Raw genomic sequence first — 13,941 nt, forward strand, 5'->3', positions numbered from 1 at the left:
GAACCGGTCAATTTCTAACGATTTGATCAACTGCCATACCTCCACTGTCTGTACGTCGCGATTCTATCCGGTCCCACGTACCACCGCTTTAGATGTCTTGCTACAGTCTTCTCATTATCGGTTGTAACTTCGTAACCCTTAATATTCTTATAAGCTACAAAATCTGGCATGTGCGCGCCGCCAATATATTCAAAATAAAGCATGACCTCCTTCTTGGAAGCAACATATCTTTCTATTGCTTTACCATTATTAACGGGTCCAAGCCAAGGCCTCGTCGCTTCGGCGGATCGTTCATTATCTGTCAGCCAGCGGTCGCGCAGAGCCGGGTCTGTGGCCATCTCAGCCCTAGCTTGTGTGACATTTCTCTGCAGAATATCGATGAGGGGTTCACACCCCCGAGTTGTTACAACTCGATCACCGTTGCAATCTGCATTCTTCTTTGTTGCGGTAGCAGCGTCAGTAACGGCAACTGACTCCACCCTCTCCGACGAGTAGGCGGAAGCAGCACTCGCTGCTAACGGCCCGCACGCTTTGGTAAGAGGAGTGCCGGCAGCGACGCAGGATCCGCCAGCGGTGCCAACTGCAGCCGTGCAACCAGCTCGGCTTCCGCCGGCAGCACAGGCAGCCTGCGGCCCTCCGACTGCTACACCTATCGGTGCTACGTCTGTCCGAACAAACTCCTGAGGAGGTGCGGTGTACCAACTATTGGATGCCCCGGGAATTCTGGCGAGCGTCTGCTCCAGATTCGCAAGGCTCGATGACAGGTTACCCAAAGCAACATCGAGACCAGCGAGAGAACTACTAAGGGCGACCATCGACGCGTTCAGCTGTGTCATGGTGGCCGACAGATGAGTCATGGAATTGGACAACCGGGTCATGGAGGCGTCCAGGTTGCCCATGCTGGTCGAGATGTCGGAGTAAACGTTTGTGCCGGCGTATCCGTAGCTGCCTGCCCCGGCGTAGCCGCCGAAGGCCCCAATCTGGACGTCGATGTGAGGAACCCAGTCGGTCGCGCTATAAGGCGTAGAGAATACTCCACCGCCTGAAAGCTCCAAGGTGGTGGAATTTGTTCTCGTCGACTGCCCGCCCATTGACTCCAACCCCTGGTTGTACAGCAGCACGGAGGTTACGCCGAGCCCCAGACCAAGGAGAGCCCCCATGGCGCCCGACACTGGCCCTGCAAGAGAGCCCACGCCACCGAGCGCACACGCAGGTGCAGTTATGGGAGTTGCGCAGTTTCCACTTTCATCGACCATATTTACGGGATTGGCAAGTCCGTAGCCGTAGCGATTTTGTTCATCCGCGGTGAGACTGGTGGAATCGCGCGACAAGAACGTTTCGCTTGCGCTATTAAACCAGCGCGCATCCATATTGATTAAGCCGCCCGAGCTCATGTAATCCCCCTGGAAGGCGACGGTCGTGTCGACACCGCCTCTCGTTTCGAGGATTGCCCCAAAGGGGGAATAGCTACGGCTTGCAAGATCGCCGTTTGATGCGAGATCAAGTACTCGATCTCCGTGCGGATCAGATACGGAATACTTTCCATTGATGAGTATCGGAGCCGTCTCCCCGCCAACAATGCTCGTGGAGCCAATCTTCAGTGGGTCGCGGTCAGTCGCTGCGTAGGAGACACTACTTCCAGCGGCGCTGCTCATCCGGCCGAGTGCGTCGTAAGAGTAAGTACTTTTACCGTCGTTGACGAGTTGGCCGAAACCGTCATAGGTGAACGTCGACGACGGAGTGCTTTGCCCTGTTGTTCGGCCATCCGCCGAGTATGTATAACTGGTGGCTCCGTCTCGAAGCAACCGGTTCCTGGCGTCGAATGTTCGGGCAGTGCCATCGATGTTCGTGGCGTCATTGTCGAAGTTCCAGGAGATGGCGTGATTCACACCAGCGCTGTCAGACCAGCCCGTTAGACGGTTTCGAGCGTCGTACGAGTACGTCTGATCGCCAGAGCCGGCGACGGTTGTCGGACCCACCGACTTTTTGGTTCTATTGCCTGATTGATCGTATTCGTAGGCGAAGGAGGCTTGGATAGCGCCGCTCGCGTTCTCTAGTTGATCCAGGCTCAATTCTCCGAACGAATTGTATTCAAAGTCTCGCTTTGTTGCCTGGCCCCATGACTCGGTTTGTTGACGACCAGCCGCGTCGTAGGTGATCGTCACCGGATTGGCGGAAGTGGACGAAGTGACAGTGGTAGGACGGCCCCCCGCGGAATAAGCGTAGGTTGTCGTTCCTGTCGCGTCTGTTTGCTTTGAAACGTTCCCTGCTCGGTCGAAGGTTCTGGTCACATTGCCTGCAGGGCCGTTCGACGCCGTTACTCGACCTAGGTCGTCCCAGGTCAAGCTCTGGGTTCCGTTCGGGTGGCTAAAACCATTCAGTCGACCGACTACGTCGTAAGAGAAGGATCGGGTCGATGTAGTTTGCCCAATCGTGCCGGTCTCGGCTTTGAGATTATTATCAACGTCGTACTCGAGCAACCTCTGGACACCGCCCGGCGACGTTTCCTTGACAGGCAACCCGGAGCCGTTGTACGTCCAGGTGGTAGATCTATCAGAGCTTGCAGGATAAGCAGCAGTCGACGGTTCCGTGAGGGAAACAAGGGTGCCTGCTGGGCTGTACGAAGATACGCTGGTCGCCCCGGCGGGATCCGTGAAAGTAACCGGTCTGCCAAGAAGGTCGTAAGTAATCTTCGACACAGATCCATCTTCATGGGTCATTGACCGGAAGTTGTTGACCTTATCGAATTCAAACTTTTTCTGGTAACCCCGCGCATCAGTCTGCGAGATTTGGTTGTCACTTAAATCATACGACCAAGCCCAGGATCGCTTTGCCGTCTCGCCGCTCTTTCCTACTGTTAGGCCGATGACGTTGTTCCGGGGATCATAAGCATAGTTGGTGTATGCTCCGGAACTATCCTCCACACGCTGCACGTTGCCCGCCGGATCGAAATCGAAGTCGAGCGAGACAGAATCCGCGTCGACAGACCGGACAATCTCCCCAAATCCGTTCTTTTCCACGACGGCCTGGCCGCCCTGCGGGTCCGTCGTCGTGGTTCGAAGCCCCAGTGCGTCGTACTTGTATGACGTGGTGAGCTGTTCGCCGGAACCGGATTGACGCAGAATCTGCGTAGCGGTTGTCGGGCGGTTCTTCGAATCGTAGGCGTATGTAACCCGCGCACCCGTCGGATCCGTGGTTTCAGTCACGTTGCCGATTCGATCGTATTGAGTAAGCCATCGTCGGTCAGATCCCGCTGGCGACAACGAAGGCAACGACACTAACGTGCGCCGATTCAGCGAGTCATATCCATAAGTCGTTGTACGGCCGCTGGGCGCAACTTCGGTAACGACCCGGCCAAGCACGTCATAAGCCATTCGCGTAACTGCGGTTTCCGCAGTGGCGCCAACGTTAGCGGAGGGTGCTTCAATTTCGGTCACACGATCGAAGAGATCTCGTTCGAGTCGAGTCATCCCCCCGAGAGCGTCCTTCAGCCCGGCCTGTCGCCCGAATTCGTCATAGCTGAAGGAGGTTGTTGCTCGACTACCATCCGCTGCCGGCGGTGCAGAGGCTGTCTTAAGTTGACCCATCTCATCGTAAACGTAGCTAGTTGACCAGACTGCCTCGCTCCCCGAAACCCACCTCGGGTCAATGGCGGCAGTGATGAGGCCGCGCTGGCTACGGCGGAATGTGGTGGTCGACTTTGGGTCACCGGCGCTAGCGCCGTTCATCGATTCAGAGGTGACCTGGCCTGCCGCGTCATAGGTGTAGGAAGTCGAGCGCAGGGCTGCGTTCGCAGCCATCACTGTTTCAGAAGTGATTTGTCCGCGAAGATTGTAAGTGAAATCGGTTCGGCGCGTTGTTTCTGAGCCATCTGCATTTTTGACGGTGATCGACGAAGCTTGAGGTCGGTCGAGAGCGTCGTAAGTGGTGAATATTTTTTGCAGGCCACCGTCCCTTCTAATGTTGGTGACATTGCCTTCGAGGTAGCCGACTTCCTCGATTGTTTGGTCGATTAATCTACCACCGTCTCCTGCGACCTGCAGAGCGACAGTTTTGATGACGTTGCCGTCGTAGTTGTATTCAAAGGAATAACGTTGTCCGTTGGCGTCCTTGAACTCCTTTACCCGGCCGGACGAATCGAATGTGCGCTCCTCCATAACGATTGCTGTCGCCGCAACCGTAGGCTTTGCTTGATCCTTATAATTTACGAGACTGACTTTCAGAGGAAGATTACTTTTCGAGTACTCGATGAGTGTCGAGGTGCCCGCCGCGTCCGTCTTTTTCGTAACATTGCCAAAAGAGTCATATTCGAAAGCGCCAAGTTGAACTCCAGCGCCGCTCTTAATTGCTTTCAGGCGCCCTAGACTATCGTAGACATATGCGGTCGATCGAGACTTGCCGCTGACAAGATCGGTCTCCGTGCGGCTTGTAACATTCCCGCCTAAATCGAATGTATATTTCTGAGTCAATTTGCGCTCGGCCGACGTTATCGAATCCTTTACGGTGGGGTTCTCCACTGACGCAATGCTGCCATTGGGCGCATATGAGTAGGTCGTCAATGCGCTCGTGGGTAGGTCATTAGCATAAACTTCAGTTGACGATATTCGCCCGAGAGAATCGTACTGATAGCGGGTTCTTAGGCCGACCGGGTTGGTAACTTCCCGTACTTGCCCATTTCCATCGTAGGAGTACGTGGTTTTGGCTCCCACGGGATCAGTGGTTGTAAGCAAAACGCCCTTGGGTACAGTCGCGGTCGAGCTCCCAAAGGCGAGCTCCGACCCGGTCGCGTAGGAATACGTTGTGGTCGCCGCTTCCGTGTCCGATAAGACCATGCTTGAGCTGACAATACGCGAGTTCTGATCGTATGAGAACTTCTGCTTCTTCTCTCCATATCGGGGACCGATCGAGCTCAGTCTGCCGTTCGTGGAGTCGTAGGTATAGTACTCCCAACGGGTCCCGGAATTGTCGCCCCAAGTGCGGCTGCTTAGCCTACCCGTTGAGATATTTCGCGAGCCAACAACCTTTTTCTCATAGGACAGTTTAAGTTTGGCTCCTGCAGCATTAATGTATTCAGCTAGCTGACCTTGTTCATCGTAAATCCAGCGATGACTTCCATTGTTCTCATCAAGGAGGCGCGTGGTTCTCCCGGCTTCGTCCAGGTCGTAGATCGAAGTAACGCCTGCGGGTGAGGTGACTAATACTTTCGTATCCGGCCAGGCGCGGCGGAACGACGTGTCGCCGCCACCCGTGTTGACCGACGTCACCTGGCTGGTGCCCGCCATATAAGCGACGCTTGCCTCCACCGCGCCCGAACCTGATACGACGCGCGAGAGGAGCTGAGAGGGTGAGCCACTCGTATACGAATATGTGCGACAGGAGGTTTCGACGGGAGACGAGGAGACTCTGCAGGCTTTCGTGAGGGCGTTGGATGAATACTGGTAAGTCCAATAGACGTTCGAGTCCGCCCCGAGGCTACCAGTGCTCGATACTGCAGACGTCCGAGTGATAACCTTACTAATTCGGCCCCCGTTCCAAGCAACGCCAATGGTCCGACCGCTAAGGCTATCGGTCAGGCCGACGATGGCTCCTGCAGATGTACGGGTAAAAGTGATTGACCGCCCGTCGACGTTGGTGATTTTCTGAATACCGGTGGAGGACAGTTCACTTGCAGTTCCAGCAATGTCCGTAAAAGTGAAGTTGGAGCAACTGGCGCATTTCTCCAGTTTCATTCCGGCGCTTCCGGGAGCTGGAGAATACGAATTGTCGGGGTTAAGACCAAATGCAACTTCGCGACCATCTGCCAGACGCACCATCTGCCCGTAGTCAGTCGATTTGATCTTCATATCGAACACGCTCGACCAGCCAACGCCGAAGGCTCCGACCGAAATATTGGAGCTTGAGTAAAAGCGATCCATCTTCAGTGGAGGACCCGCGGTGACGACTTCTGCGTCGGAGTCACTGCGCTCGTAGTGAGAGTCGGCAAGGCTGACCCCATCGAGAAGGGACGCTTGTTGGCCGAGCCCAATATTCGTTTGAGCTGGTACTGGCACAGACGTTCCAAAAGTTTGGAACGGACCGAAGGTGCCGGCGTAGGGGTTATCGCGGACCGAGACTGTCCACTGGTACGCAGCACCCCAGTACAGGGCTCCCTTCGGCACGCGCCATCGGGGACTTCCTACCCAGCCGGAGTCAGCAACGACAGGACCGTCAAAGCACGACTGCGTTGCGTCGCAATTTCGCACGGAGAACTTATAGTTCATGGTGCCACGCGGGTTGATGACTGTGCCGACAAGCGTGGGGGTAAGGCTCGGAAGAGACGCCTGGTTCGAAGGGCCATCTAGACGCATTCCGAGGGCTGGTGGTGTGACATTCTTTGGCGCTAGCGAAGCCCCTGTTGCAAACGCTGACCGATCGTCAAGGATTGTTCCAACATACGGGTTGTCGCGCGCACTGGCGTACCAGTTGTAGGTCGAATTGCTGCTCAAGGCTCCTGATGGCACGCGCCAAGAGGATGAACTTATCCACCCGCTCGAGGCGACGGAATTGGCGCCACCAGCGCTACAATAGTCGTAGCCTGAACAGACCACGAAGTTATACTCGTAGTTCGCTCCGGGTGGCGCACCATCAAAGCGCGTTTCTAGAACGGGAGTAGTGCCAGTATTGGTTGAACCGTCAGTCGGCCTAATTGGGACAGTCTTTTTATCCGTTGCCGTGGCATTCAAGGACGACTCGCTAGCGTAGGAGGTTACCTCTGCGGCTCCAGAGGCGGTCTTGCGGAGAGGCTGCGCTGGTACTGCCGCGCTACCGTTCTTCCGAATAGGCGCTTCGACGTATGTCCGGTCGCCTGAGTGGTCGAAAGCTGCGGCTGGCTCGACAACCTGAGGAATCAGATCCGGAGTTTCGTAGTCCGGAATTTCTTCAGCCACCGGAGTGGCCTCGGGCACTACGGCAGATGGTTCTTCGAGGGAAACGTCGCTGACGTCGGGCGCGTCGAGGAGTGACTTTGCCTCTTCAAGGCCCGGAGGGGTGGCGGTCGGCGCGACGGGGGCGAAAGTCGGCGATTCAGGCGTATCGACGACCGTTGTTCCAGGGAGTCGCTCGGCACCGAGAGAGCTAGGACCGATGTAAGTGGCGGCGGGAGTCTGGGAGCGCACCTCTAGGGCTACGACCGGTCCTCCCGCCGGCGCTGAGGTGAGCAGGAGCGTGAGTACCGTGGCTACCGCGTATGCCTTCAGACGCGATGGTGGTTGAACGCGCAAGGTCACTCCTGCGTGGTGTCGCAGAGAGCCCCGCGTAGGCGACGGGCGGTCGCGCCCTCGAACCGCACTCTAGGGCGGCAGGTGCGACCCTCGCGACCCAGCGGTGTGGCATGCCGTCTGTAGTGTGCTGACTCATGAGAACTGTTCTGGGTCGAAATCGCGCGTGTCACCCTAACTGGGGTACGGTCGCGCTCGTAGTCCTCGCCACGTCAGCCTTGGCGGCGTGTACTTTGCAGACTAATGACCCCCGTCGTGTCGATTCATCCCCTTCGGCGACGGACAAAACTGACGGTTTTGAGTTCCAGGATGAGCCAGGAGTTGAGCCACAACTCGACGAATCGTCTGGCCTATTCTCTCTCGCTGTTGGGGACTGCTTGAACATTCAGACGCCAAACGCGCCAAATGATCGGCTTTCTGTAGATTGCGAACTTGAGCATGACGCCGAGGTTTATGCAGCTCTCGTGGCTGAAGGCGATAGTTTCCCTGGTGAGGAGATCATTCAAGCAACAGCATATGATTCGTGCGGGTCTTCATTTGAGTCCTTTATCGGAGTTCCATACAACGACTCGGTCCTCTCCTTCACCTACCTCTATCCAACTGAGGAAACGTGGATCGCTGGGGATAGGGAAACCCTCTGCATCGTTTCTAATCCATCTCGCATGACGCTAGGCTCTTTACGGGGGAGTGCAACATGACTATTAGACCACCTGCGAGAGGATCCGAAGTGATTGAATGCTTTATGTCAAGGACTCGAAAGCAATCGGCCGCTCGGTGGACTGCCATCGTCGTGATTCTATTTAGCCTGACCGTGGTTATTCCTTCAACTCTGTCAAACGGTGCAGCGGCGGCGCCGCGTTACTATAATGCGCTGGTCTCAGGCGAAGAATTGATCCGCGGAGAGTCTCTTACTTCTCCCAGCCTGGCATTCAAGCTGGTATTTCAATCTGATGGCAATCTCGTTGCCTACAATTCAAGCTCGAATGCGATATGGAGTTCTGGAACGCAAGGCACAGGCGTCCGTCTCGCAATGCAAAAAGATGGCAATGCGGTAATATATTCTTCAACCAACCAGGCCGTCTGGCTTACAGATACTAATGAGCCTGGGGCAACACTTTCCTTTCAAGACGACGGGAATTTGGTCCTCTACAGGACCGATTACTCGCCAGCGTGGGCTTCATCAACTAATGGATTCATTGCTCCGCGAGAGCATCCGTCGCTGGCGCCGAATGATTCGCTCCGGCCAAAGCACCAGTTGACGAGTCGCGCCGGAGGCTTTCGCGCCGTCATGCAAAGCGACGGAAACTTCGTTGTTTATGGGCCATCAGGCGCTCTGTGGTCTTCTCGCACGTCCGGAAGTGGGAATTACCTTGTAATGCAGGGAGACGGAAACGCAGTTATTTACTCGTCAAGTGGTACAGCGTTGTGGACGTCCGGCTCTAGCGGCAAGCCGGGCTCAGAGATGTGGATGCAGGACGATGACAATTTGGTTGTATACGACGGCGGCCAAGCGGTCTGGAGCAGGCGTTAGCGTCTTAATTCCTCATCCTACGTCGGACGACTCAGATGCACACGCTCAGATAAGGAGCATCTCCGGACAGGGCGATAGATGCAAGAGTGGCGTGAAGGCTCTCTACCAAAAACTGCACCTGCTCCTGTGTCCAGTTTTCCAGTTCGACAGAGTTTTCACGCCACCGCTGCGCGGCGGAGGCTCTGCCCACTTCGCCGGCAGCGTCGAGGGAGGCGCCTAAACCTGCGCCGATAGGGATGACGAAACATTCATAGCCTTCCGTCGCTCCAACTGGTTGATATTGAGCGGAGGGAAGACCCAAAGCTGGCGACGAGGTGAGAATCCCCTCAAGCTCCCAGAGTTCGGTCGGACCGACATCACATGGGAAGCCGTCGGAGCTCCCCAACGCTGCAGCCGCTTCTTGATCGGAACCAGCACCAAATACACTCGCCATCAGACCCATGGCATCCATCTTCTCACTTCTTAGCTTAAAAAGTCTTCACGGCCTGGAATCAGGCGTTCGGCTTACACGACGACGAGGAAACGAAGGGTATCCTCCTTGTCCGGCGGCTACGTCGCCGCGTCGCGATCTCCGACAGCTTCGACGGATCAAAGATCCGCACCGTCATCGACGCCAGAAAGTGGCCCGGGACAGGGTGAATTTTCTCCCACGGCGGTCCTGAAGACGGAGAGTCGTCTCGGTGTTGGTCCTCACCCGCCAGCCCTGAGCTCGAGCGGACACGCAGATCCGCTCGATCTCCCGCTCCAGCAGTTCGCTGTCGCTTCCGGCCGTCCTGCTACCGGCCGACACAGGAGCCGCTCGGCGACCATGCTTGCGGACAGCCTCCGCGATCCGGAGGGCCGCCTCCGCGACGGCGATCCGCGGGTTCCGCTGATTGCGCCGGTAGGGGAGGCCAGCGAGGTCGCTGGGCAGCTGAAGGTCGTCGGCGCGGTCGACGACGATGTAGGTGCGCTCCCGCCCGAGTACGCCGATGAACAATCCCAGCTCGAAGATCACGTTGTCGCGCGCGACTACTCGGGACTTCCCACGCACATCTGCCGTGTCGCCGGCCGTGGCGATGAGCACAGCGAAGTCGGCGCGGTGGGCGGCCTTCAGAAGAGACTCCATCGTGAAGTCGGAGAGCTCGAAGACGCCCTGACTCCACGTGATCGCTTCGCACGATCCACGACTGTGCAGAGCGGACTGCAGGTAGTCGGCGATCTCGATTCCCTCCGAGGACGAGCCGATGAAAACGGTCGGCAGGTCTTCGGATGGGGATGACGATCGCGAGGGCACAAGTCGATCGTAGGAGTGGGTGACCGGTCGGGTCGGTTAGAGCCAGCGTTCGGCGAGGTGGTCGGCCGAGACTCGACGGATGGTGCCGGAGGTGGAGCGCAGGACGATGAACTCGGTGTGGATGAGGTGCCCCTCCTTGCGGACGCCGCGCACGAGGCCGCCGTTGGTGACGCCGGTGGCGACGAAGAGGTGTAGTCGGAGTTGACGAGGTCGTTGGCGTGCAGGACGCGGTCGAGGTCGTGGCCGGCGTCGATCGCTCGCTGGCGTTCGTCGTCGTCCTTGGGTCATGACGGAAAGTGGTCGACCAGTCAACCAGTGCGCGATTCTGCTGTCTCCGGACGGAAAGTCTGTCTGTCCGATGTCGGAGGGATGTGGTCGGATGGCGCCATGAGCGCCGGACGCATGCCTCCCCAGCAGCCGCAGATTCCCCGAGGGTTGAGCGGAGACGACGACTACGGCGATCAGGTGCTGCGCTCCGCGGACCTGATGATGGCGATGCTCGAGGATCTACGTGCGCAGCCCTCGCCGGTGGACTCTGCGGAGCAGCAGATAGCAGCTCAGCTGCAGGTCTTGACGGAAGCGCTGAAGAAGCATCGTCCTGAGCGGGTGACGGAGCTCGCGCGGCTCGCGTGCCTTCCGTGGTCGCTGGCCGGGCGGGTCAAGCCGGAGACCGAGGGGGGACCGGCGAAAGCGGAGCTGCTCGCCTTACTCGCGCTGGTGTCATCGTCCACGACGACGGACGGCTCAGCCGCGGACGAGCGCCCGAACTCACTTTACGAAGCGGCTCACGAGTGGGCGGAGCAGGCGGAGGGACTCATCTACTCAGTGCAGGCACTGCAGATCCTGCACGCGGAGGCGAGCCCGGGCGATCCATTCGCCACTATCGCAATGTCGTCGCGGATGCGGGAGGTCTGGGTGCGGAACACGTCCTACCCCGACATGGTCAAGACCACTCACGATCTCCTGTTCAGCGATGAGCCGACTCGCTCGGAGATCATGTCCCTTGCGGGGTTCGACGCCAACGATGCTCTGAACGTCCTGACCGCTCTGCACGATCTTCAGGTCGCTGCCTTCAACGAGCGGGTGCGGGCTCGGGAGATGGTGTTGCGAGAAGGTGCGGCTTCCGGGACCAGGGATCCCGAGGCCGATGTCGTCCGTCGCGCGAGAATCGCGCACAACGACGCCTGGCAACCGACCGCCGATCGGGTGGCTTTCGCGCCGGAGGCGATCGCCGCTCGGGCCGAAGTTGAGGAGTCGGTCGCCGAGGCCGTGCTCAAGCAGTTCGCCGTCTCCGTGCATGGCGTGAGTGCCCGAGACGTGCTGGAGGGCTTCGTCGGCGGGGACAACCCGCTCAGGACGAGTCCGGTGATCCGCACCGACCGCGGCACGTTCCTCATCGTGCACGACGCGCTGCTCCAGCCGGCGATCCGGGAGAACTTCGAGCAGCTCCTCAAGTCTTCGCCAGCGGCTTGGGAGGTCTACCAGAATCGCCGCGGTGACGTGCTCGAGGAGACCGGGAGGGCGGCCCTGGAGAAGATGCTCCCTGGGGGCACCACCTACTTCGGCTTCGACTACTTCGTGCCGGTCAACGCTCAGGAGCGCAGCGGCCCGCCTGCCGGGTACACGAAGAGGGTCGAGGGCGATCTGCTGATCGTCGTCGACGATGTGGCGATCGTTGTCGAGGCAAAAGCCGTCGCTCTGACGCCGGCAGCACGGGCGGGGGAGACACGCCTACTTCGGCGCAGTCTGGTCGGCATCATCACGAAGGCGGCGGAGCAGGCGACCCGGACGCAGACGCGGATCGCGGAAGACGGCGGCCTCCGACTGCACCAGGGCGGGTGGCTGGACCTTTCGCACATCAGGGAAATCCACACCGTCGCACTGAGCTTGGAGGACTTGTCGGGTGTCGGGATCGCGACGCACGATCTGATCGACGCGGGACTGCTCGACGCAACGATGACCCCGTGGGTCGTGTCGATTCACGATCTTCAGGTGATCGCGGACGTCATCGACCGGCCCGCAGAGTTCCTGCTCTACCTTCGCCGGCGCCGTGACCCAGAGGCCTCTCGCCTGTACCTCGCTGCCGACGAACTCGATCTCCTGCTCTACTTCTTTCAGAAGGGGCTCTACGTCGAACCCGACCCGACGCTAAAGCAGCTACCCCATCTGCGGGTCCGTGAAGCACGAACAGCAGACGTACGGCGTCGCGCGCGGCAGCAGACGCTCATCATCACGAGTCTCACCGACCCGCTCGATGCATGGCACGAGGCGCAGATCGACCCCATGAAGCCGCGTGCTCCGAAGCCGCGGAGACTCGGAAGCCCGATGAACGCCCTCGCGGACGAGCTCCAGCGGCGCGGCGGCGTCGGATGGTTGAGCCTCGGAGCGACGCTGATCTCGGGATCGACGAAGACACAGAGCGATTGGACACGGCTCCCAAAGAAGCTGATCGATGAGTCGACGGGAAAGCCGCGCTCGTGGACCGCGCCGTTCGGGACCACGCCGGAGGATGCCTGGCTCCTGGTCTGGGCGACCTTGCCTGAGGACGCTAATCTCGCGGCGACCACAAACGATTTTCAGCAGTATTTGAAGGCAAAGAAGTACCAGCTAGAGCTGCGGCGCGGCGCAGTCCTCCTCTATGACGAAGTCACCCGTGGCCTCGTCGACGTAATGTACGACGGAACGCTGCCCACTCCCGATCCGCAGATGGATGAAGAGGTGAAGAGGCTGCTCCCGATCGCAAAGTTCGCGAGCGCTCCTCCGCCGGTCAGGCGCGGGCAGCGTCCTCAGCCGAAGCGCAAGAACAGGAAGTGAGGTCGTGTTCACGCGAGAGAGTTCAGCTCGTCTGATCGGTCTCGTCGCCGAGGGTCGCGATCAGGCGAGCACTGGCTTTGCTCATGTGGGTTTCCAATGCCGAGCTGGCCGTGTTCGCGTCGCGGTCGCGGATAGCCTGTCATCTGCAGGACATCCACCAGTTGGATGAATCGGGGAGCTAGAACAGATCGCGCAAGTCGTGGCATTCCTCGCATCGTTCGCGGCGAGCTTCGTCCCACTGTTCGAGACAAAGAGGGGCCAGCCGAAGTATTTCAGGCAAGGATTGAGACAGTCGGAGTCTGTCCGCAACGCTGAAATCGACGTTTTCGATCGATGCGTCAGTCTTCAGTAGCGTGGCGGGGATGAAAGTCCCGGCTTGGTCTGCGTACCTGCCGCGATCCAGATGCATGTCCAGAAAAACGATCACCGCCGTCGACTCGCTAGAAGCCAGCTCGCTCCCACGCCGGAGCTTGAGGATCGCCGGCACACCTCGATTTTCGATCGACGCGTACTCCCCCTCGAGGTCGTGAGTGAGCACGAGGGGATCGTCGGCGCCTCCGACGACCGTCGCGTTGTTGATGCTCAGGGGATGACATGTCGTCGCTGCATGTCGCAGGACATCGAGCGTCCCTCGGTCATCTGCCCAGGCGCCGAGGTACGCCTTGGTTAACACGTGAGGGCGTCGCACTGGTCCAGCCATCTTCAGATCGTAGATCGCAGGATCAGCAGTGACGCCTCCTCGGCGCACGCACCGGCCCGGTGCAGCCCGTCCGTGTCGCCAGGGATCACCGCAGTGGTTGCTAGTGGTGAGTATGGACAGCTCCGAAGCCGGTCGTCTTCAGAAGCGAGGCGAGCACGGCGAGACCGCCGAGGACGACGCCGGTGATCGACATCGCCTTGGACTGGCCGCGGCGCAGGGCGAGGACGCCCAGGACGACGGCGGCGATCCCGACGAGTGCCCCGAAGACCGGGACGAGGCCGACGAGGAACGCGACGATGCCGACGACGAGTGCGGCGATGGCGAGGCCGGCCGGGCCGGTCGCGCCATCGCCGCACTCGTCGTC

At 59.0% G+C, this 13,941-nt stretch carries 6 protein-coding genes and 2 pseudogenes; 2 read left to right on the top strand and 6 right to left on the bottom strand.

Annotated elements, in window-relative coordinates; translation table 11 throughout:
* Window positions 1-26 precede the first annotated feature (26 nt).
* The gene (locus C5C74_RS17125; RefSeq protein ID WP_181134700.1) at window positions 27-6,260 is read right to left on the bottom strand and encodes an RHS repeat-associated core domain-containing protein; all 6,234 of its coding nucleotides are present in this window, start codon (window positions 6,258-6,260) and stop codon (window positions 27-29) included.
* A 1,133-nt stretch (window positions 6,261-7,393) separates the two neighbouring features.
* Here C5C74_RS17125 and C5C74_RS18055 point away from each other — a divergent pair.
* Window positions 7,394-7,954 carry a septum formation family protein gene (locus C5C74_RS18055; RefSeq protein WP_104227315.1) on the top strand — a complete coding sequence of 187 codons (561 nt, stop codon included), beginning with the start codon at window positions 7,394-7,396 and terminating at the stop codon, window positions 7,952-7,954.
* Window positions 7,955-8,818: 864 nt separating this feature from the next.
* On the opposite strand, the gene C5C74_RS17130 is transcribed toward C5C74_RS18055, so the two are convergent.
* From C5C74_RS17130 to C5C74_RS12260, 3 genes and pseudogenes are all read right to left on the bottom strand, one after another.
* On the bottom strand, window positions 8,819-9,238 hold the full coding sequence (locus C5C74_RS17130) for a hypothetical protein (protein WP_146079013.1): 420 nt from the start codon (window positions 9,236-9,238) through the stop codon (window positions 8,819-8,821).
* Window positions 9,239-9,391: 153 nt separating this feature from the next.
* Window positions 9,392-10,063, bottom strand: a complete 672-nt coding sequence (locus C5C74_RS12255) for a nucleotide-binding protein (RefSeq protein WP_104227313.1) — start codon at window positions 10,061-10,063, stop codon at window positions 9,392-9,394.
* A gap of 36 nt (window positions 10,064-10,099) precedes the next feature.
* A pseudogene (locus C5C74_RS12260) lies at window positions 10,100-10,347 on the bottom strand (fructose-bisphosphatase class II); the annotation flags it as partial.
* A gap of 103 nt (window positions 10,348-10,450) precedes the next feature.
* On the opposite strand from C5C74_RS12260, the gene C5C74_RS12265 reads away from it, so the two are divergent.
* Window positions 10,451-12,877 carry a preprotein translocase subunit SecA gene (locus C5C74_RS12265; protein ID WP_146083071.1) on the top strand — a complete coding sequence of 809 codons (2,427 nt, stop codon included), beginning with the start codon at window positions 10,451-10,453 and terminating at the stop codon, window positions 12,875-12,877.
* A gap of 178 nt (window positions 12,878-13,055) precedes the next feature.
* Here the strand turns inward: C5C74_RS12265 and C5C74_RS12270 are convergent, their stop codons facing one another.
* Together C5C74_RS12270 and C5C74_RS17490 are read right to left on the bottom strand one after the other, a co-directional pair.
* A complete protein-coding gene (locus C5C74_RS12270; protein ID WP_104227311.1) occupies window positions 13,056-13,415 on the bottom strand; it encodes a hypothetical protein in 360 nt (119 codons plus the stop codon).
* Between the two features lie 262 nt (window positions 13,416-13,677).
* A pseudogene (locus tag C5C74_RS17490) lies at window positions 13,678-13,941 on the bottom strand (hypothetical protein); the annotation flags it as partial.

This window comes from Rathayibacter sp. AY1E8 (assembly GCF_002931415.1).
Lineage (GTDB): Bacteria > Actinomycetota > Actinomycetes > Actinomycetales > Microbacteriaceae > Rathayibacter.